Source organism: Sutterella megalosphaeroides (genome assembly GCF_003609995.1).
In the GTDB taxonomy this organism is placed as follows: Bacteria; Pseudomonadota; Gammaproteobacteria; order Burkholderiales; family Burkholderiaceae_F; genus Sutterella; species Sutterella megalosphaeroides.
Genome location: NZ_AP018786.1, coordinates 1,638,347 through 1,658,937 on the forward strand (window position 1 = coordinate 1,638,347; position 20,591 = coordinate 1,658,937).

Annotated in this window: 16 protein-coding genes; 11 read left to right on the forward strand and 5 right to left on the reverse strand. The window is 61.9% G+C overall.

The window, feature by feature from the left end; translation table 11 throughout:
* The first annotated feature begins 154 nt into the window (after positions 1–154).
* The 7 genes from S6FBBBH3_RS06695 to S6FBBBH3_RS06725 all read left to right on the forward strand — a co-directional run bounded on the left by S6FBBBH3_RS06695 (position 155) and on the right by S6FBBBH3_RS06725 (position 9,182).
* Entirely contained in the window at positions 155–1,138 is a 984-nt protein-coding gene (locus S6FBBBH3_RS06695) for a porin (protein WP_232008748.1), read from the forward strand.
* Positions 1,139–1,491: 353 nt separating this feature from the next.
* The gene (locus S6FBBBH3_RS06700; protein ID WP_120177011.1) at positions 1,492–1,761 is read left to right on the forward strand and encodes a porin family protein; all 270 of its coding nucleotides are present in this window, start codon (positions 1,492–1,494) and stop codon (positions 1,759–1,761) included.
* 302 nt (positions 1,762–2,063) lie between these two features.
* Positions 2,064–3,218, forward strand: coding sequence for a porin (locus S6FBBBH3_RS06705; RefSeq protein WP_120177012.1), 1,155 nt, complete (start codon positions 2,064–2,066; stop codon positions 3,216–3,218).
* Positions 3,219–3,556: 338 nt separating this feature from the next.
* Positions 3,557–4,693, forward strand: coding sequence for a porin (locus tag S6FBBBH3_RS06710; RefSeq protein WP_120177013.1), 1,137 nt, complete (start codon positions 3,557–3,559; stop codon positions 4,691–4,693).
* Between the two features lie 220 nt (positions 4,694–4,913).
* Entirely contained in the window at positions 4,914–6,365 is a 1,452-nt protein-coding gene (locus S6FBBBH3_RS06715; RefSeq protein WP_120177014.1) for an RNA-guided endonuclease InsQ/TnpB family protein, read from the forward strand.
* A 383-nt stretch (positions 6,366–6,748) separates the two neighbouring features.
* Positions 6,749–7,954 (forward strand): porin, encoded by a 1,206-nt coding sequence (locus S6FBBBH3_RS06720; protein WP_120177015.1) that lies wholly within the window; start codon positions 6,749–6,751, stop codon positions 7,952–7,954.
* A 67-nt stretch (positions 7,955–8,021) separates the two neighbouring features.
* Positions 8,022–9,182 (forward strand): porin, encoded by a 1,161-nt coding sequence (locus S6FBBBH3_RS06725; protein ID WP_120177016.1) that lies wholly within the window; start codon positions 8,022–8,024, stop codon positions 9,180–9,182.
* A 167-nt stretch (positions 9,183–9,349) separates the two neighbouring features.
* Here S6FBBBH3_RS06725 and S6FBBBH3_RS06730 read toward each other — a convergent pair whose 3' ends face one another.
* The 5 genes from S6FBBBH3_RS06730 to S6FBBBH3_RS06750 form a co-directional block, all read right to left on the reverse strand.
* Positions 9,350–10,846 (reverse strand): FAD-dependent oxidoreductase, encoded by a 1,497-nt coding sequence (locus S6FBBBH3_RS06730; RefSeq protein ID WP_120177853.1) that lies wholly within the window; start codon positions 10,844–10,846, stop codon positions 9,350–9,352.
* Positions 10,847–11,176: 330 nt separating this feature from the next.
* On the reverse strand, positions 11,177–11,938 hold the full coding sequence (gene trhA / locus S6FBBBH3_RS06735) for a PAQR family membrane homeostasis protein TrhA (protein WP_120177017.1): 762 nt from the start codon (positions 11,936–11,938) through the stop codon (positions 11,177–11,179).
* 205 nt (positions 11,939–12,143) lie between these two features.
* Positions 12,144–12,863 (reverse strand): response regulator transcription factor, encoded by a 720-nt coding sequence (locus S6FBBBH3_RS06740; protein ID WP_120177018.1) that lies wholly within the window; start codon positions 12,861–12,863, stop codon positions 12,144–12,146.
* 121 nt (positions 12,864–12,984) lie between these two features.
* Complete coding sequence (locus S6FBBBH3_RS06745) at positions 12,985–15,057, reverse strand: PhnD/SsuA/transferrin family substrate-binding protein (RefSeq protein WP_120177019.1); 2,073 nt, start codon at positions 15,055–15,057, stop codon at positions 12,985–12,987.
* A gap of 29 nt (positions 15,058–15,086) precedes the next feature.
* Positions 15,087–15,878 carry a DUF4261 domain-containing protein gene (locus S6FBBBH3_RS06750; protein ID WP_120177020.1) on the reverse strand — a complete coding sequence of 264 codons (792 nt, stop codon included), beginning with the start codon at positions 15,876–15,878 and terminating at the stop codon, positions 15,087–15,089.
* 683 nt (positions 15,879–16,561) lie between these two features.
* Between S6FBBBH3_RS06750 and S6FBBBH3_RS06755 the strand changes: the two genes are divergently transcribed.
* From S6FBBBH3_RS06755 to S6FBBBH3_RS06770, 4 genes are all read left to right on the forward strand, one after another.
* Entirely contained in the window at positions 16,562–17,236 is a 675-nt protein-coding gene (locus S6FBBBH3_RS06755) for a response regulator (RefSeq protein WP_120177021.1), read from the forward strand.
* 22 nt (positions 17,237–17,258) lie between these two features.
* Positions 17,259–19,055 (forward strand): sensor histidine kinase, encoded by a 1,797-nt coding sequence (locus S6FBBBH3_RS06760; protein ID WP_170143858.1) that lies wholly within the window; start codon positions 17,259–17,261, stop codon positions 19,053–19,055.
* A 244-nt stretch (positions 19,056–19,299) separates the two neighbouring features.
* Positions 19,300–19,773, forward strand: a complete 474-nt coding sequence (locus S6FBBBH3_RS06765) for an Hsp20/alpha crystallin family protein (RefSeq protein WP_120177023.1) — start codon at positions 19,300–19,302, stop codon at positions 19,771–19,773.
* Positions 19,774–19,988: 215 nt separating this feature from the next.
* Positions 19,989–20,573 carry an NAD(P)H-dependent oxidoreductase gene (locus S6FBBBH3_RS06770; RefSeq protein WP_120177024.1) on the forward strand — a complete coding sequence of 195 codons (585 nt, stop codon included), beginning with the start codon at positions 19,989–19,991 and terminating at the stop codon, positions 20,571–20,573.
* Positions 20,574–20,591 lie beyond the last annotated feature (18 nt).

The window sequence follows — 20,591 nt, forward strand, 5'->3', positions numbered from 1 at the left end:
CTCTCGCCGTTCTCGGCGCTTTTGCCGGTACCGCTGCCGCCGCCGACGTGCACCTCTACGGTGTCGTCGACACGGGCCTTGCGTACACTACAAGAACACCGAACTCGCCACGTCCGAAGCCGCCCTCACGCACGGCAGCGAAAGCCAGTTCGCGATGCAGTCGGGCTACAACTCCGGCTCCCCCTTCGGCCTCCGCGGCACGGAAGACCTCGGTAACGGCCTCAAGGTCGGCTTCAAGCTCGAAAACGGCTTCTCCTCCGACGACGGCAACTTCAAGTACGAAGACCGCCTCTTCGGCCGTGAAGCCAGCCTCTCGCTCATCAGCGAATTCGGCACGTTCTCCTTCGGTCGCATGGGCGCCCTCGGCGCCGCTGCCGGTACGTACGACGTGGTCTACGCGATCGGCGACGCCTTCGACGGCGGCGACAACGACGTCTTCGGCATGCACTCGTCCTCCCGCTACGACAACATGGTGACCTACCAGTCGCCGAAGTTCGCCGGCGTCCAGGCCACGGCCCAGTACTCCTTCAAGCAGAACTCGGTTTCGGGCTCCGGTGATGAAGGCACCTCCAAGGTCGACCGCTACGCCGGTCTCGCCGTGACGGGCGAATTCGGTCCCCTCCAGACCGTCGCCGCTTACGAACTTACGAAGTACGCCAACACGAAGGACGCTCACGACGAAACGCACGCCTTCTACCTCGGCGGCAACTATGACCTCCAGGTGATGAAGCTCTTCGCCATGGCCCAGTACACGAAGGCCGACAAAAACTTCGGCACCTTCGAAAACCCGCTCTCCGGCGCTCAGTTCGCCGGTACTGAAGGCATCGAAAAGGGCATCGACTCCTACGGCCTCCACCTCGGTACGATCGTCCCCGTTGCCGGCGGCGACTTCACGGCTGCCGTCTACTACGTCGACGGTGAAACCGACACGCTCCGCAATGCTGATGGCCAAGGTTCCGCCGAAGCCACCTACCTCGGTCTCTCCGCCCGCTACGTCTACCCGCTCAGTAAGCGCACCTCCGTCTACGTGGGCGCGGGCTATGCTGAAGAAAAGGCCGACCTGAAGGATGAAGCCGGCAAGGAATCCTACACGAACAAGATCGGCCAGGCTTACGCTGGTATCACCCACACGTTCTAATTCGAATAGCGCGTTGGGACACGTCGGATAGCGTGCAAGATTCGACAAACAAAGCAACGCGCGTTTGACATCGAACGTTGAAACCCCGCAGGAGCGATCGGCCTGCGGGGTTTTGTTTTTCGCTCTCCATTCGATCTCCCCTCTTCCGTCCGACCGACGTTGCGAAGACGCAACATCCTCTATCTCGGCGGCAACTACGACCTCCACGTTATGAAGCTCTTCGCTCTCGCCCAGTACATTAAGGCAGGAAGGACCTGGGGTCGCTCGAAGACGCTTTCTCCGATCCCGATTTCGAGGGCACTCAAGGCATCGAAAAAGGCGTCGACTCGTACGGCTTTCATCTCGGGACAATCGTGCCCCTGGCTGCGGGCGACCTGACGGTCGGCGTCTACTACGCCGAGGGCGACACCTCCACGCTCCATAGCGCTTGGGGCCGCGGCTGGGCCGAAACCTCCTACGTCGGTCTTTCCGCCCGCTACGCTTATCCCTTGAGCAAGCGCACCTCGCTCTACGCGGGCGCGGGCTATGCCGAAGAAAAGATCGACCTCAAGAACGACGCCGGCACGAACCGCAACACGAACACGGTCGGTCAGGCGTACGCCGGCATCACCCACACGTTCTGATTCGGTCCGCGCATCGGACAGGCCCGGAGGGGCCTTCCAAACCAACCCCCGCAGGAGCGATCGGCCTGCGGGGGTTTTCGCGTCTGTAAACTCTATCTGCGATTCCTGCCCGGGGGTGCCGTTGCGAAAACACAACATTAGGCTTAACCCTAAAATCCATGGAAACTTTCCCGTTTATCCAGAGTCTTGATTTTTATGTACAGCTACTTCGTCGAAAAATACGAAGCCTTTTGCTAATTTTCAAAAAGCCGCTTGACTTCTCAATGCGGAGTTCGACTTCCACATTTTTCGGAAAACAGATCATGAAAAAGACTCTTGCCGCTCTCGCCGTTCTCGGCGCTTTTGCCGGCTCCGCCGCTGCTGCCGATGTTACCGTCTATGGCGTCGTTGACACCGGCCTTGCCTACACCTACGAAAACTCCGAACTCGGCGTGTCCGATACCGGCTTCACCGAAGGCACGAACGGCAGCGAAAACCAGTTCGGCATGCAGTCGGGCTACAACTCGTCCTCGCGCTTCGGCATCAAGGGCACGGAAGACCTCGGCAACGGCCTTAAGGTCGGTTTCAAGCTCGAAAACGGCTTCAGCTCCGACGACGGCACGCTCGGCCAGAGCGGCCGCCTCTTCGGTCGTGAATCGAGCCTCTCCTTGATGAGCGAATTCGGCACGATCTCCTTCGGTCGCATGGGCGGTGTGGCTTCGTCCGCCGGCACCTACGACATCGTCTACTCGATCGCCGACTCCTTCGACGGCGGCGACAACGACGTCCTCGGTCTCAACATCTCCGACCGCTACGACAACATGGTGACCTACCAGTCGCCGAAGTTCGCGGGCGTCCAGGGCACGGTTCAGTACTCCTTCAAGCAGGACAACAAGTCTGATACCGACACGGGCGACGAAGGCACCTCCAAGGTCAACCGCTACGCCTCGTTCGCTCTGACGGGCGACTTCGGCCCCCTCCAGATGGTCGGCGCCTACGAACTCACGAAGTACGCCAACACCGACAACCACGACGAAACGCATGCCTTCTACCTCGGCGGCAACTACGACTTCCAGGTTCTGAAGCTCTTCGCCATGGCCCAGTACACGAAGGCCGCCAAGGACTTCGGTACCCTTGAAGATCCGCTTTCCGTTATCGGCAACCTCGCCGGCACCGAAAAGGGCATCGACTCTTACGGTCTCCATCTCGGCACGATCGTCCCCGCCTTCGGCGGCGACTTCACGGCTGCGGTCTACTACGTTGACGGCGAAACCGACACCATTGCGGACGTGCTTTCCGCCGACGCCACCTACCTCGGCGTCTCCGCCCGCTACGTCTACCCGCTCAGCAAGCGCACTTCCATCTACGCCGGTGCCGGCTATGCTGAAGAAAAGATCGACTCCAACGTCGGCCCCGTCAGCGCTACCGACAAGAACAAGCTCGGTCAGGCTTACGCCGGTATCACGCACACGTTCTAATTCGGACTGCGCGTCGGCACTCGTCGGATAGCGTGCAAGATCCGATGCGAACGCCGACACTCGTCTGAAAGCGAATATCGAACCCCCGCAGGAGCGATCGGCCTGCGGGGTTTTGTTTTGCCTATAAACCCGAATTCGACCCGTTCACTCTATTGCTGTTGCGTAAATGCAACACCGAGCTCACTCTTCTTCATCCGAAACATTTTCCTGTTTATCCGTGACTTGTTATTGCATAGGCAGGAAACCCAACGAAATTGTCACTTCCTCTTGCTAATTTGGGAAAACCCGCTTGACTTCTGACGGCGGGCTTCGACTCCCCTAAATTTCGGATGCTTATCATGAAAAAGACTCTTGCCGCCCTCGCCGTCCTCGGCGCTTTTGCCGGTACCGCCGCTGCGGCCGACGTTAACCTCTACGGCATTATCGATACGGGCCTCGCCTACACCTACGACAAGGTGACCGACGGTGCGAAGGAAGACACCTTCGGGATGCAGTCGGGTTACAACTCGGCTTCCCGCTTCGGCCTTAAGGGCACCGAAGAGCTCGGAAACGGCCTTAAGGTGGGCTTCAAGCTCGAAAACGGCTTCACCTCCGACGACGGCAACTTCAAGTACGAAGACCGCCTCTTCGGCCGTGAAGCGAGCCTCTCGCTCATGAGCGAATTCGGCACGATCTCCTTCGGCCGCATGGGCGGCGTCGCTTCGTCCGCGGGTACGTACGACCTCGTCTACTCGATCGCCGACTCCTTCGACGGCGGCGACAACGACGTCCTCGGCCTCCAGATTTCCGACCGCTACGACAACATGGTGACCTACCAGTCGCCGAAGTTCGCGGGCGTTCAGGGGACGGCCCAGTACTCCTTCAAGCAGAATTCGGTCTCCGGCGAAGGCACGGAAGGCACCTCCAAGGTCGACCGCTACGCGTCGCTCGCTCTGACGGGCGACTTCGGGCCGCTGCAGCTGGTGGGCGCCTACGAACTCTCGAAGTACGCCAACACGGCCGACGAGCACGACGAAACGCACGCTTTCTACGTGGGCGGCAACTACGACCTCCAGGTCCTGAAGCTCTTCGCCCTCGCCCAGTACACGAAGGCGGGCAAGAACTTCGGTTCCTACTCCGACCTCCTCGGCGCCCTCGCTCCGACGGCCGAAGGCGACGAAAAGGGGATCGACAGCTACGGTCTCCACCTCGGTACGATCGTCCCGGTTCTCGGCGGCGACCTCACGGCCGGCGTCTACTATGTCGACGGCGAAACCGACACCCTCACGAACGGCTCCGTCCAGGGCTCGGCCGACATGACCTATCTCGGCTTCTCCGCCCGCTACGCCTATCCCTTGAGCAAGCGCACGTCCGTCTACTTCGGTGCGGGCTACGCCGAAGAAAAGATCGATCCGTCGGCTTCCATCACGACCTTCGAGGACGAATACACGCACAAGATCGGTCAGGCTTACGCCGGCATCACGCACAAGTTCTAATTCGGGCCGTGCGTCGGCACTCGTCGGATAGCGTGCAAGATCCGACGCGAACGCCGACCCTCGTCTGAAAACGGACATCAAAACCCCGCAGGAGCGATCGGCCTGCGGGGTTTTGTTTTACGCCGAATTCGCAACGTCCGAATCCGACCCCACGACCTCAAGTGAGAGCGAAATGCGGGGACCCCCGAGCCTTTGAAATACCTTCGGTACAATTTCACCCATGACCCAAGGACGCAAATTTTCCGCACGCTTCTCGAATGACGCCTCCAGGTACGGCTACCTAACGTGGTCGGCCGCCCAGTCGTTCATTTACAACGAGAAGGTGCGCGAACAACGCTACTTCGACAGCCTCTACAGGCTGATCGACGAGACGAAGCGGCACTGCCAGCCGATTCGTCCGGAGTGTTGCGTGGATCGTCCGCAGCCGGATCAGAAATACGCTCACCTTGTCGACTTCGAGGAGATGCCGTGGCTCCGCGAGGTGCCCTCGATGATCTACGGCATCGGCGCCTATCGGTTTTGTCAAGCGTCCCGGCGAATGCTCAGCGGGCTCGCCGGCCGTCCGAAGGTGCATCCGATCAAGGAGTCGGATCGCGTCTTGCAACTGACTCGAAAGTATTTCGCGATCGAGCCGCACACGCGCAAGGGGTGGTTCGTCCTGCAGTTCGGCTCCAAACAGAAGCCCGGCGGCAGCATCCTCTTCAAGGCGCATCGTGAATTCTTGATGCCCGCGATGGTCTTCGTGAAGCTCTCGGCTCGCGGGCTGTCGGTCTCCTTCTGTTATGAAGACCCCAAAGATCTCGAGTGCTTTCCCGAAACGGAAGAAGAGATCTCGGCACGTCTGATGCAATACACGAAGGACGAGTTGCAGAAGAAGACGATCGGGGTGGACCGCGGCGTCGCGCGTCCCGTGCAGTCGAGCCACCGCGAGGCCCCCTACGGCCTTACGAAAAAGCAGCTCCAAAAAATTGCGAGTCGGGAACGCCATCGCAAGCGTCTGCAGCGCCGGCTTGCCAAGGCCAAAAAGGGGAGCAATAACCGTCGCAAAGTGAAGCGTCGTCTGGGGCGAACCTATCAGTACCAACGCAACGTCCTGGAGGACTTCGCTCATCAGACGAGCCATGCGCTCGTGTCGCTCGAAGACACCTGGCTTATCGTGCTCGAAGCGCTGAAGATCGACAATATGGTCAAACGTCCTGCTCCGGAGTACGACGAAGAAACCGGGCGACCGCTCAAGAACGGTGCTTCGGCGCATGCGGGCCTGGCAGAGTCCATTTTGAAGAGCGGCTGGGGGAAAGTCAGAACCTATTTGAGATACAAGGCCCTCAAGGCCGGAAAGCTTGTCCTTGAGGTCGACCCTAAGAACACCTCGCGTCGATGCCCCGTTTGCGGGCTTATAGATCCAAAGAACCGTCCCTCGCAGGCGGTCTTCCATTGTGTGCGATGCGGCTTTGAAGACAACGCGGACCACGCCGCCGCGATCAACATTCGTGATCGCGGGATCGACATGCTTCTGTCGGGGCTCTACAAGCCGAAAACGAGGAAAAAGCTTCTTCGCACGAAGAAGGCGAAGCCGTCTTCGGTGAAGCTAGGCCCGGATCGGGCCGATGTAATGCCTGTGGAGCTGACGGCCCCCGACAAGACCGAGGTCTTGTCGGCATGTCGGCGTTGAATCAGGAAGCCCCCGCATTCATGCGGGGGTGGATCACGCACAAGATCGGCAGGCGTACTACGGCATCACCCACGCGTCTGAATAGAGCCGCCTGTCGGACAATCCTCAAATTAAACCCCGAAGGAGAAATCGGCCTGCGGGGTTTTTGTTGTCGCCTCGCCTTCGGGATTCCGGCCATCGACCACGATTCCTCAACCGAGTTGACGGCCCCGTTGCAAACCCGCAACAGCCGAGCAGTCCTGAAGGACAACCGCCCTCCCCTGTTTATCCGCGTATTCGCCTCGCAAAGACACATCCCGCTGGCCGTAGCCGCACGCCTTTGGTACCGTTCTTCTAAAGTCCGCCCTGCGGACGCTTCCCTCACTCGTTTCTCCTTCCTCATCATGAAAAAGACTTCCGCCGCTCTCGCGGTTTTCACCGCCCTCACCGCCCTCACCTCTCTCTCGGGCGCTGCGTCCGCCGCCGACGTCTCGGTCTACGGCGTCGTCGACACCGGGCTTCTCTACACGTCCCGCAACGTCATCCTCGCCGCCGAAACGAATCCGGACGCGTTCACGGGCGGGCGCGTGCACGGTTTTGAAATGCAGTCGGGCTACAACGCGAGCTCCCGCATCGGTCTCAAGGGCTCGGAAGACCTCGGCAACGGCCTCAAGGCGAGCTTCGTCCTTGAAAACGGGCTCTTCACGGACGACGGTTCGATGAAGTACGACCGGCTCTTCGGACGCGAAGCCCTGCTCGGCCTTTCGGGCGAATTCGGAACGGTTGCGTTCGGGCGCACCGGGGGCGTTGCGTCCGCCGCGGGATCGTTCGACCTCGTCTACCTGACCGCGGACGCCTTCGACGGCGGCGACAACCTCGTTTTCGGCATGCAGGCCTCGGACCGCTACGACAATACGGCTACCTACCAAACGCCGAAGTTCGCGGGCCTCCGGGGTACGGTGCAGTATTCCTTTAAGACGGATTCTCTCGATGGCGAAGGCACCGAAGGCACCTCCAAGGCCGACCGCTACGCCTCGATCGCCGTGACGGGCGACTTCGGTCCGCTTCAGTGGGTCGGCGCCTACGAACTCACGAAGTACGCCAACACCGACCGCGCCGACGACACGAACGCCGTCTACCTCGGCGGCAACTACGATGCGGGCTTTGCCAAAGTCTTCCTGCTCGCCCAGTACACGGATGCGGGGAAGAGCTTTGCGAGCTTCGTGAACGCTCTGGAACCCGACGCGGCCGCGGGCTTTGCGGGCGCCGAGCACGGGTTCGACAGTTGGGGGTTGCACGTCGGCGCGATCGTTCCCGTGGCAGGCGGCGACCTGACGGCGGGCGTCTACTATGTCGACGGTGAAACGGCCGCGGTCGACTACATCGACTACACGAACAAACAGGATCTCACCTATCTCGGTCTTTCGGCGCGCTACGTCTATCCCCTGAGCAAGCGCACGTCCCTCTACGCGGGCGCAGGTTGGGCGCGTGAAGAAGTCACGTCGACCTTCAGTCTCACCCCCGGGGGGCGCCCCACGCCTTCTTACCGGCTTCCGACTGACAAAAACACCTACACTCAAGCGTACGCGGGCGTAACCCACACGTTCTGAGACGTCGCACTCTCTTTGAACCTCGAACCCGGGCCCAAATCTACCCTCCGGTCAGGATATCCTCACCATGCAAAAGCATCTTCTCCAACTCGCAATTCTCGGCGCCTTCTCGGTTGCCGGGGCGGCCTCCGCGGCCGACATTTCGGTTTACAGCATTGTCGATACGGGTATCGCCTACACGTCGAAAGACATTCGTTTCGGCTCGTCCGAAGCCGTACTCACGCACGGCAACGAAAAAAGCTTTTCAATGCAATCGGGCTACAACGAAGCGTCGCGCTTCGGTCTCAAGGGCTCGGAAACGCTCGGCAACGGCCTCACCGCAGGCTTCAAGCTTGAAAACGGCTTTTCGTCCGACGACGGCGCGATGCGGTACGACGATCGGCTCTTCGGACGCGAGGCGGCCCTTTTCCTCTCGGGCGACTTCGGTACCGTCGCATTCGGCCGCATGGGCGGGGTCGCCTCCTCCGCGGGCACGTACGACCTCGTCTACGCGATTGCGGACGCCTTTGACGGCGGCGACAACGACGTCTTCGGTCTTCAGGCTTCGGACCGTTACGACAACACGGCGACCTACCAAACGCCGAAGTTCTCGGGGCTGCAGGCCACGCTTCAATACGCCTTCAAAACGGACGGAGTGAAGGGCGAGGGTACCGAAGGTACCTCGAAAGCAGACCGTTACGCCTCGGCCGCCCTGACGGGCGACTTCGGTCCCCTGCAGTGGGTCGGCGCCTACGAACTCACGAAGTACGCCAACACCGACCGCCACGAGGATACCCACATTTTCTATGCGGGCGGCAACTACGACTTCGGGGTTGCTCGTGTTTTTGCACTCGCGCAGTACGCGAAGGCGTCGAAGAGCTTCGCCACCTTCGAAAACGCCTTTGCCGACGAAGTCGCGAGCGGAGTTCCCGGGGCCGAGAAAGGCATCGACGGCTTCGGGGCGCACCTCGGCACGATCGTTCCCCTCTTCGGAGGCGACCTGACGGCTGCGGCCTACTATGCCGAGGGCGAAAGCGAAACGCTCGGGTACGATTTCTACGCGGTTCAAGGCGACTTCTCGTACCTCGGGTTTTCGGCCCGCTACGTCTATCCTTTGAGCAAGCGCACGTCGCTTTACGCCGGGGCGGGCCTCGCGCGTGAAAAGTCGACCGCCAACACGGATTACGGCGCCTACTCGGATACGAACCGCTACACCCAGGCGTACGCGGGTCTCACGCACCGCTTCTGAGCAACGCGTTACCCTCGTCGTCATTCTTTCGCCCCGCCGCTCGGACCCGAGCCGCGGGGTTTTTCGTCGCACCGAAGGGCGGCCCACGGGAGGACAACAACGAAAAAAGGGCCGACACCCGAGAGGAATCGGCCCCAAAGGAGGAGAAATTATGATTTCGAAGGAGCTCAGGCCTTCACGGCTTCCTTCGCGGCGTTTTCACCGGCGATCTGGCCGAAGACGAAGCAGTCGAGCACGGCATTGCCACCCACGCGATTCGTGCCGTGGATGCCGCCCGTGATTTCGCCCGCGGCGTAGAGACGCGGAATCACGGCGCCCGTCCAATCGAGGCACTGAGCCTTCGTGTTGGTGTTGAGACCGCCCATCGTGTGGTGCACGGTCATGCCGGTGTAGCAGGCCCAGAAGGGACCCTTTTCGATCTTCTTCGTGAGGTTGACGGCGGTCTTGTTGAAGTCCTCGTCCTTCTTCGCGTCGACGAAGCCGTTGTAGCGCTTGATCGTCGCTTCGAGACCGTCGGGGTCGACGCCCATCTTCTCGGCGAGTTCGCGAATGGTCGGAGCGGACCAGGCTTCGTTGATCTTTTCGCCTTCGTGAATCGCCTTGCGGTTCACTTCGTCGTAGCTCATGAAGTTTTCGTTGTCGCAAACCGTGTAGGCATAGCGTTCGGGCGTGCCCAAAACGGCGTCGCGAATGACGTCGCGGCGTTCGCCTTCGTTCACGATACGGTTGCCGCGCTTGTCGACGTAGATCGAGCCGTTCACGTTGAAGTTGAGAAGAAGCTTCATCTTCTTGCCGGCGGGAGCGCCCGGGGTGGACTGAATGAAGTCCATGCCGACCAAGTAGCCGCCCACGCGCACGGCCGCCATTGCGACCTGACCCGACATGGAGGGAAGGTTGTCGGTGCCGAGGCCCTTCACACGCGGATCGTGGAGTTCGCGCAGATAGGTGTTCGCACCGAACCCGCCCGCGGCGAGCACCACGGCGCGCGTCGCACGGATGTAGCGCGTTTCGCCCTTCGAATTCTTCACCTGCACGCCGAGGACATCGCCTTCGAAGCCCCCTTCGCGGATGATTTCGACGACGTCCATGCCGGTCTTCACTTCAACGCCCAAGTCCTTCGCGGCCTTGGCGAGCACCGTGCCGTAACCCTGGCCCTTCGGAAGAGCCGGAACGTGGGAGCGCGGATAAAGAGCGCCGAAAATCTGGATGACGTTGTCCTTGAACTTCATGCCGAGGCTTTCGAGCCACGTGATCGCGCCGTAGGCGTTTTCGCAGAGCACGCGAACGCGTTCGGGATCGCCGCGGAAGTCGCCCGCAGCGAGCGTCTGCTTCATGTGGTTTTCGGGCGAATCCTTGATGCCCTGCTTGGGCTGACGCACGGGGTCGGCGGCGTTGATGAAGCCCTGAGAAAGGAGCGTGTTGCCGCCCGCAAAGGCGAGCTTTTCAAGGACGACGATCTTCTTGGCACCCGTCTGCGCGGCCTTGACGGCGGCGGCCATGCCCGCACCGCCCGCACCGACCACCACCACTTCGTAGGTATCGGTCCACTTGACGCCGTCGGCGGACTTGGCGGAAGCGACGCTCGAGGCGCCCATCGCGGCGAGGGCGGCGCCGCCGAGACCGACGCTCTTCAAAAGACTGCGGCGGGAAAGTTCCTTGCTCATGAAAATCTCCTTTGGATTGGTCGTGCGAAGCGTTGCGTTCGTACCGTTCGCTTCGCTCGCGTTTCGTTCAGGATTCATTTTCCGCAGAGGCTTACGCGCGTAAGAGTCTTTTTTCTCCGTTCGTGGTCGAAAAAGGGATCGGTGAAAACCCGCCCCCTACCCGCTCCGGACGCTTCCCGGATGCGAGGTGCCGTCGGCCGCCCGTCCGGAGCTGCACGGTTTGCGCTCGTGTTGTTCGCCCGTTGCTCGCCCGTTGCGTAAGCCGTGCGTCCCGTTCCCGGGACTTGCGCTCCGCTACGCCGTACGTTGCTCGGTGCGTCGCTTCGTCTGTCAGGCCCCGATCGGGCTCGGGATCACGTAAAAGAGCACCGCAAAGAATTGGAGCGCCGTGCCCGCAAGGACGAACACGTGCCAGATGGCATGGTTGAAGGGGAGCTTCTCCCAGAGGTAAAAGACCACCCCTGCGCTGTAGGCTACGCCCCCGCCCGCAAGGAGCGCGAGCCCGCCCCAGGGGAGAGCCTCCACGAGGGGCTTCAGAACGAAAATCACGCACCAGCCGAGCCCGAGGTAGAGGAGACAATTGATCCAGTCGGCGGCCTTCATGAGGAAGGGTTGGAAGATCGCTCCCGCAAGCGCGATCCCCCAGACGACGAAAAAGAGCGCCCAGCCGGTGACGCCCCCGAGCGTGATGAGGCAAAAAGGCGTGTAGGAGCCCGCGATGAGAAGGTAGATCGCGCTGTGGTCGAAAATCTGCAGAATGCGCTTTGCGCGTCGATTCGGAATCGCGTGGTAGAGGGTCGAGACGAGGTAGAGAATCACCATGGTCGCGCCGAACAAGGCGGAACTCGCAATGACGACCGCGCTCTTTCCCGTCGCGACCGCCTCGACGACCATAACGACCAAGCCCGCAATCGAAAGGAGCGCCGCCAAACCGTGCGTCACGGCATTCGCGGTCTCTTCGCCGCGACTGTAGACGGGAAGGTGCACGCCGCGGCGCTGCTTGGCGGATCGGCTCGAAGGAGCGTATTCCGCCCGCGGGGTCTCGCTATTCCCGTTCCCTGCTTTCGTTTCTCTTCGGGCAACATCCGTCATGCTTCTCGCTCCGTCGTGTTTCGTTCTTCGGTGTATCCGAAGGAAGTGTGACGCACGGATTAGCCGCAAAACGGCAGTAGGATTACGGGTTAACCCCTATTTTCGTTTCCGACGAGGCAAAAGACGCAACGGAATGTTGCCTGGGGCGCGGATTTTGCAGGCGCCTCGCGCAGGCGCGGCGTGCGACCCGACGACCCCAAGCGGATCACGCCTCGGGAAAGCGCTTCCGGAGCGCGTCGCGAATGTCGGGAAGAATTGCTTCGAGGGCTTCCCCCGAATGGACGTTGAATTTGCGGTAGAGCTTTGCGCGATGCCCTTCGACCGTTCGGACGGATACGCCCGTACGCTCCGAAATCTGGGCGTCGGTGAGCGCCTTGTGGATGTAGACGAGGATTCGGACCTCGTGTTCGGAGAGACTATCCGCTCCCTCGACGATCCGTTCTTCGCGGGTGCCGAGCCGACGAAGGCGGTCGCGATGGAGTCCCCGATCGATCGCGGCGATGAGTTCGTCTTCGTCGACGGGTTTCATCAGAAAGTCGAGCGCTCCCGCCTTGAGACTCGAAACCGCCACGTGCACGTCCGCGTAACCCGTAAGGAAAATGACAGGGAGACCGCGCCCGAGTTCGGCGAGGCGGTTTTGCAGTTCGAGCCCGCTCATCCCCGGCATCCGCACGTCGAGCACGAGACACCCCGGGCGTTCTTCGCGGGCTTCTTCGGGGTCCGCGAGGAAGGCGTCGGCGCTCGGCCAGTCGGCGACCTGAAAACCTTCGATTTCGAGCATCGTCTTCAAGGAGCGCCGTACGGCCTCGTCGTCGTCAACGATGCGAACGAGCGATGCGGCGCGTTCCTGCTCGCGTCGGTCGGAAAAGTCCGCGTCGAAAAGCGGTTTCAAAAGCTCGGGCGTGAGCGGTGCGGAAGCGGGCATGGGGGGTCGGTCCTCCGGGCTTGATGTCGTCGGAAGGGGAAGTGTAACGATTCGGGGGGCGTTTGGAAAAGGACGGACGGTCACGAACGGTCACGTCCGTTTGCTTTCCCGAGCTTTCCTTTCATCGGGCCCCGCCCTCGAAGGCCGGAAAGTCGATCGTCACCCGCACGCCGCCCTCCTTCGGTGCTTCGAACCGAATCGACGCACGGTGCACTTCGGCAATCGACTTGCAAAGGAGGAGCCCCAGACCGAGACCGCGCTCCTTGGTGGTCGCAAGGGGCTCGGAAAGTTCCGCGAGTTGAGCCTCCGTCAGACGCGCACCGCCGTTTCGAACGACGAGGCGAAGAACGGCGCCTTCGGGCGCGTTCGCCTCGCTCGTTTCCGTCGTTTCTTTCGCTTCCTGCCCTTCGTTCGTTTCGTTCGGCTCTCGGACGTCTTCCCCCTCCGGGCGCCCGATCGAGACCTCAATCGGTTCGGAAAGGCCCGCGGCCGACAACGCCTCTTCGGCGTTTTTGAAGAGATTCATGAGAAGAACGCGCAGCTCCACCCCGTCCCCCGCAACGAGAAGGCGTTGCCCCGGAGGCGTTGCGCCCGCGACGACCACGTCGCGCTTCAAGCGGCGCGACTCCGTCATCTCGCGTCGCACGTCCTCGACGAGCGCCGCGAGGTCGACGGGCTTCGACCGGTCGGCACCTTCTTTGGCGTAGCTTCTCACCCGCTCGATGATGCTCGTCGCGAGTTTCAGTTGCTCCGTCAATTCTTTGAGGCACCGGTCCGCCAACGGTTTGTCGACCGTCTCGCGCGCCATGAGTTTCCCGAGCGATCGGGCGCTGTAGCGCATCGCGGACAGGGGTTGCACGAATTCGTGCGCGAAGACGGAGGACAACTTCCCGATCATCCCGACCCGCTCCAAGCGCGTGAGTTTTTCGCTCGTCGTGCGGGCGAGTTCGCTCGCCTCCTTTTCGCGCCGCAAAGCGCGCGCCAAGGCCGCCGTGCGCTTCGCGACGAGCCGCTCCAGGCGCCACGCATGGAGCGCCCAAAGAAGGAGCCCCGCGAGAAAGAGCATCATGACGGGCCAATAGGTCGCCACGACCCGCTCGACCGTCCAGTCCCGCAGATACGCGTACGGCCCGATACGAAGGCGCTTGAAGACGTCGTTCACGCGCTCGAAGTCGGTGGCAAAGGAAATCGTGTAACCCCCTTGCGTGTCCTCGGGCGCGAGCGCCAAAAGGGCCGTGGCCATGTGGCGCGTGATGACGGCGGGGGTGTGGTTTGAAACCGCGAAAGTCCACCCCGGGTAGAGATCCGTCGAAAAGGCGCAGCCGAGGCGCTTTCCCGCGGGCGTTTCCTGTTGGTTCACGACCTTGAATTTCCCCTTCCACGCGGGGTTTTTCGCAACGAGCGCTTCGGGCATGCAGGCGCGCAACAAACCCACGTCGCCCGTACCGTCCAAAACGGCCTCCAAAACGGCCTTCGGGCGATTGTGCGTAAAGACCACGGACGAGAAGAACGTGTCGGGATCGAACCCCGCCGCGGCAATCGCCCCGAGGTTCGACTGATAGGTCATGAAATTCGCCGCGTCCGTTGAAAAAGCGCGCTTTCCTTTGAGGCTCGCGAGGTCGGTGATGTCCGAACGGTCGGCACGCGCGACCATGACGCCCGCAACGCACTGATTGGGGTCGGGCATCTGCGCGAGAACGAGCGTGCCGATGTCGCGAACACCGTAGCGCTGCAGTTCGACGTAAAGCCCCGAGCTCGCGAGGAAAAACTCCACCTCGTGACGCGCCACCGCGGCCTTGAGGCGCGCGGAGGAGTCGTAGGGGACCGCCACGATGTCAAGCCCCGTCGTCGCGCGCTTGAGGTAGTTGATGAGGTCCTCCTGAATGTTGTCGAGCGTCGGCCCGTAGGAGGATTCCTGCTCGAACTGCAACACGCCCACCCGAACCCGCGTTCCCGGAGGCGGATCGGGCGGGAGCTCCTTGTCGATGACGGGGGAAAGGACGGAGGATTCGGCTGCGGCAACGGGCACCGAGCCCGCAGCCGCCTCGAGGCCGAGGACGAGAGCGATGGCAACGCCGAGAGCGGACCTTTCGAAAGGCTTGAAGCGCCGGAAGAGAAAGCCCGCTCCGTCCGCTCGGGAACCGTACGCGTTGTTGTTCGTGCGGTTCGTGTGTTTCTCCGTGCGCTTCATCATCCGCCCTCGTATTCGTTTTCGGGAAGAGATCAGCCGAAAGCGATCTTGAGCGTTTGAATCTCTTCGGGGAAGGCGACACCCGGAGAGAGCGTCACGTCGAACGCTTCGTCGGCGCTCACGCGCAGGCTCGTGTTCGGGCGAACGGGGTTCCCCGTTTCGAGGATGTAGCCCGAGAGGTTCCGGAGAAACTCGCGCACTTCGTAGGCGCCGCGCTTCGAGTCGATGATTTCGAGTTCCGGAAGCCCGAAGCGGTTGAAGCCCGCCGTGTAGCCGTTCGTGCCCCCCGCTTCGCTTTGGCGCCAGACGCCCGTGAAGATCACGTTGTGAACGGGAAAGCTTCGCCCGTCCGTCATCACCTGCGCACCGTTTCGGTAACCTTCGGGGGTAAGGAGCGTATTCGTCGTGTCGATCGCCGCCACGCCTTCCTGCAAAGCGAGGCTCGCCACCACCCGCACGAAGTCGCGGGCACTCTGAAGAACGAACGCTTCCGGGGAAAGGAGCGACGTCACTTCGAGGTGCGCAAGGTGGTTTGCGGCGGCGTCCGCAGCCCCCGTCCATTCGCGATTGTTCTTCGCAACGACTTCGGCGTCGGGGTCCTTCCCTTCCACGAAGCGCAGAATGAAGTGGGCTTTGTTGAGGGCCACCACGATCCCCCGGTCGCTTTTCAAAACGACCTCGGGCGCCTCGCCCCAGTCCGCCTCGAAGTCGGCGAGAAAAGCGACGGGATTCCAGGTCGCAAAGCTCAAAAGGACGCGGCCTTCGAGACCCACTTTGCCGTTTTCGCTCGTTTCGGGGGTTGCGGTGCGGGCGGTTTCGGTCATGATTTCCTCTTTTTCATTTCGGCTGGACGACCGCACGCCGAAAAGCCTTCGTATCCCCGACACCCGGTCGGGGCATCAGAGGGGTGTCGAAAGGATCGGGCGGTCGCTCTCGGACCGGACATTATAGGGAATTCGGCTTAGACGCGATTCCGAGGGAGCGCTTCCGGGGGTGAGAAGCGACGCGGATCCGACTTTTTTCGGAGTTTTTTTCAGCGTCGCTCTTACGCATCCTCACTCGAGCTCGCTGACCGTCCGATACCGCAACCGGCGCACCCCGCCCGCTTCCGCCTTCGCCTGAGCCGAAGGCGATCCGATCGAACACCTCGTCCGCAATCTCGCCCTCGGGCGTACTCATACAATCCCCGGAAATTTTCCGTCCAAAAACGTCAACATGTGGCAGAAAACAAACGGTCAATCCGACGGCATGGCGGTTCCTCCGCAATGCTTGGATGGGCTGATGGTTTGAAGGTCCGAAAATGAGGTTCTTCGTCGAGCGCTGTACGCACCGCGGGCGGCGAACGCAGCAAAAGCAACGAACGCGGCGGGCCCGATCCCTGCCGATTCGTACCGTCGGATGCTACGAAGTTCTCACGCGGCTGAGGCACGCCTTAGTCCCTGTGCGCTTTTCGCCCGTCCGTCTCGTACAATTGAACGCAGACTCATTCCTGCAGCGAGCACACACCATGCGCATTCTCCTCGTTGAAGACGACGCAATGATCGGCGACGCGGCCGAGGCCGCCCTTCGCGACTTGACCCACGTCGTCGACCGTGCGACGGACGGCCTTACGGCGCTCACGCTCGCCGCCACGACCGAGTACCAGCTCGTACTCCTTGACTTGGGACTCCCGAAGCTCGACGGCATGGAGGTGCTCTCGAAACTGCGCGCCCGAAGCGACGTTCCCGTCATCATTCTCACCGCCCGCGACGCGCTCGAAGACCGTCTGCGAGGGCTCGACGCCGGGGCGGACGATTACCTCGTGAAACCCTTTCACATGTCGGAACTCATGGCCCGCGTGCGCGCCCTGATGCGTCGCCGAAACGGAACGGTCATGCAGGGCCCCGGCAACGGCGTCGTGACGCTTGACGAAGAAACGAAGACCGCCCGCACGAAGGACGGTAAAACCGTGACGCTCTCGCGCCGCGAGTACGCTCTGCTTTCGGCCCTCCTCGCGCGCCCGGGCGCCATTCTCTCCCGCAGGACCCTTGAGGAACGGATCTACACCTCGGGCGAAGAGCCCGAAAGCAACGCGATCGAATTCCTGATCCACAGCCTCCGAAAGAAATTGGGCACGGATACCGTGAAAAACGTCCGAGGTCTCGGCTGGCGCGTGGCGCCTCGCGACGCGGATGCGTCCTGATTTTCCCGATCGTGAGGGATTTATGAGTAAGGACCTTCAGCACGGCGCCAACGCCCGCCGCACCGGAGGGTTGCGCCGGTGCTTCGCGCGGCTTTTGGAGAAGTCGTCCGGAGCGCTCGCAGGGCTCGCTCGATTCGTCCGTGCAACGCCCGGCCGGCAGAGCGTTGAAGCCTGTGACCGAAAGCAGCCGACGGACTTCCTGCCTCGACGCCCGGTGGGCAATCCGTCTTTCAGAACGCGCGTCTTCCGTGCGAGCGCCGCGGCGACTCTGGCCTTCACGGTCGTGACGGGCGCCGTGCTCTTTTACTACGCATACGAAGAGGCGGCCGAGCATCAGGACGACACCCTTGAAGAGGTTTCCGGGGTGCTCGCGCGCTTCGTGATTTCGGGAAACGGCGCGAAGGCCGCGAAGTGGCCTTTGGATGCCGCGTTCGTCTTCTCGATGGACGACGACGATCTGGAGGACGTTTATGAAATCGAACGGAACGACCCCGCGTCGCGGATCCCCGCGGGGACGCCCGTACTCGTTCATACGTTGCACCACGGCGGGGCGGGCGTCCCCGTCGTCTTTCGCGTCGACATTCGGCCGGGGCTCCAGACCCTTCCGATCGACGGGGTCGACTACCGCATGCACGTGAGGACCCTTCGCGGCGGCACCCACATCGCGGTCGCCCAACGCACGAACGAACTTCTTGAGAACGCCGCGATCGCCGCGCTCTGGGTGGTGCTTCCGATCGTCACGTCGGGCGTGGTGATCGCGCTTCTGACGGGGCTTCTCTTTTATCGACTCCTTCTTCCCGTCGAGGCCGCGGCGCGCACCTTGAATGCACGCCGAGCAGACGATCTGTCGCCGCTTGTAACGGAAGGGCTTCCCGCGGAAGTGCTCCCGATGGCCCGAAGCTTCAACGGGTTGCTTGCGCGCGTGACGGAACTGCGCGAGCGCGAAGCGCGATTCGTCGCGGATGCCGCGCACGAATTGCGTACGCCCCTGGCGGCGCTTCTCCTTCGTATCGAGCGGCTCGCGGAATCCGAAACCATTCGGACGCTCTCGCCCGAAACCCGAGCTGAGGTCGATCGCCTTACGGCCGCAACCGAACGGCTCGTGCGGATGGTGAATCAGTTGTTGGCGCTCAAACGCGCGGAAGTCGAAGCCGCGCAAAGCCGACAGGCGCCGCAAGCAACGAACACTTCAAACACGTCGACCGCTTCGGCCGCTTCGAACGATTCCGGTTCCGCCCAATCTCTACGCGCACCGCTTGACGAAACCGTGGGCCCGGTCGTCGAAGCCCTCTGGGATGAGGTGGAAAAGAAACGAATCGACCTCGAAGTGACGGGCCTCGACGATCTCGAGATCGACGGCCGTTTCCCCGCCGCCGCGATGCCCGCGGACGCGCTCCACGGAATGCTGAGAAATCTCTTGGAAAACGCCGTACGCTACACGCCCGAGGGCGGGCGGATCACGATCGACCTCGCGCTTGGGAACGATGCAAACCCGAACGACGACACTCACGCCCTCCTTCGCGTCTCCGACACGGGCCCGGGGATCCCCGAAGCGGAGCGCTCGCGCGTGTTCGATCCCTTCTATCGCGTGCTCGGAACGGGGGTCGACGGAACGGGCCTGGGCCTTGCGATCGTGAAGACGATCGCCGGGAAATACGGCGTGAAGGTGACGCTCTCGGACGCAGCCGTTTCCACCGGCTCGACCGACGGTACCGACAAGGCCGCCGACGGCGCCGCATCCTCTCCCGTCCGCTCGGGGCCGGGGCTCTGCGTCACGCTCCTTCTGCCGCTTGCGTCGAATCCAACTGAATCCGCCTGAGACAAAACCCAAGCGATACACACGGTTACATTCTCCGCCTTGAACCGAGGCTTTTAAGCTCCATATAGGAAGTAAGGAAAGAGAGAAACGCCGAGTACCGCAGGCTTGCGGCACTGCGCTTTTCCCGGTTATTCCCGCGGGCGCTTCGAGCGCGGCACCGGTACTTCGTGCCGGCAGCTCGTGCCGGACGTGAGCCGTCCGGACGCTCGAAGGCGCCTCCCGGGGAATTTCGGAGGAATGTGTTATGTTGTTCCCGACTCTCTATCGCGAAAATCTCTTTGACGGTCTCGATCCTTTCGATCGGATGATGAACGGCACGAACGGCTGGGGGCTCGAATTCCCGACCGAAAAGCGCGATCCGCTTTTCGGCAAGCACGCCGCGCGCGTGATGCGCACCGACATCCGCGAAACGAAGACGGGGTACGAGCTTGACATCGATCTGCCGGGCTTCAAGAAGGAGGACGTCACGGCAGAACTCAAGGACGGCTACCTCACGATCTCCGCCTCGAAGTCGCTCGAACGCAAGGGTGACGAAAAAGAACACGGTCATTACCTGCGCCGCGAACGCTACGAGGGCTCCTGCTCGCGGAGTTTCTACGTGGGCGAGGCCGTCACGGAAGACGACGTGAAAGCGAAGTTCGAGGACGGGATCCTCAAGATCTCGCTCCCGAAGAAGGAAGCCGTTCAAGCTCAAAAGCGCACGATCGCAATTGAATAACGGGGCGAGACGCCTGCACAAGCGGGCGTCCCTTCCACCGCCGCCCGCTCGGGGATTCGCTTGCCCGGGCGGGCTTTTTCGTTTTCGAATTCGGGCGGTAGAATACCCGTTCGTCGCCGCAAGCGATCCCAGAAGCGTCGGAAGAAAAGCTGAACGCGTCCGACGCCCCAACGCACCGGGGCACGCTGCCCCGGGCTCTCCTACGGAGGAATTTCATGACTCGACACGCTCTCTTCATCGACGCGGGCTGCACCTTCGGGCACTCGCAGGGCGGGCTCTCGCACGCTTTCGTCGACCTCGGTCGTCGTACGCTCGAATCGCTCGGTTGGACGACCGACGTCACCCGCATCGACGACGGCTGGGTCGTCGAAGACGAGGTCCGCAAAATTCTCGCCGCCCGCCTGATCGTGATCCAGACCCCGGGCTGGTGGATGAGCACGCCCTGGAAGCTCAAAAAGTACCAGGACGAAGTCTTCGTCATGCCCGAACTCTGCGGCGGCGACGGTCGCAGCCGCCACGATCCCTCGAAGCTCTACGGCTCGGGCGGTTTCCTCACCGACAAGCACTACCTCCTTTCCTCGACCTGGAACGCGCCCCTCGAAGCGTTCGAGGACCCGAAGCAGTTCTTCGGCGGCGTCAGCATCGACGGCGTTTTCCTGCCGCTCCATCGCACGATGGCCTTCCTCGGCTTGAAGGCGTTGCCCTCCTTCATGGCGAACGACGTCATCAAGAACCCGCAGATCGACGCCGACATGAAGCGCTTCGTCGCGCACCTCGAAGGGGCGGTGAAGGACCTCTGATCGGGTTTTGATCGAACT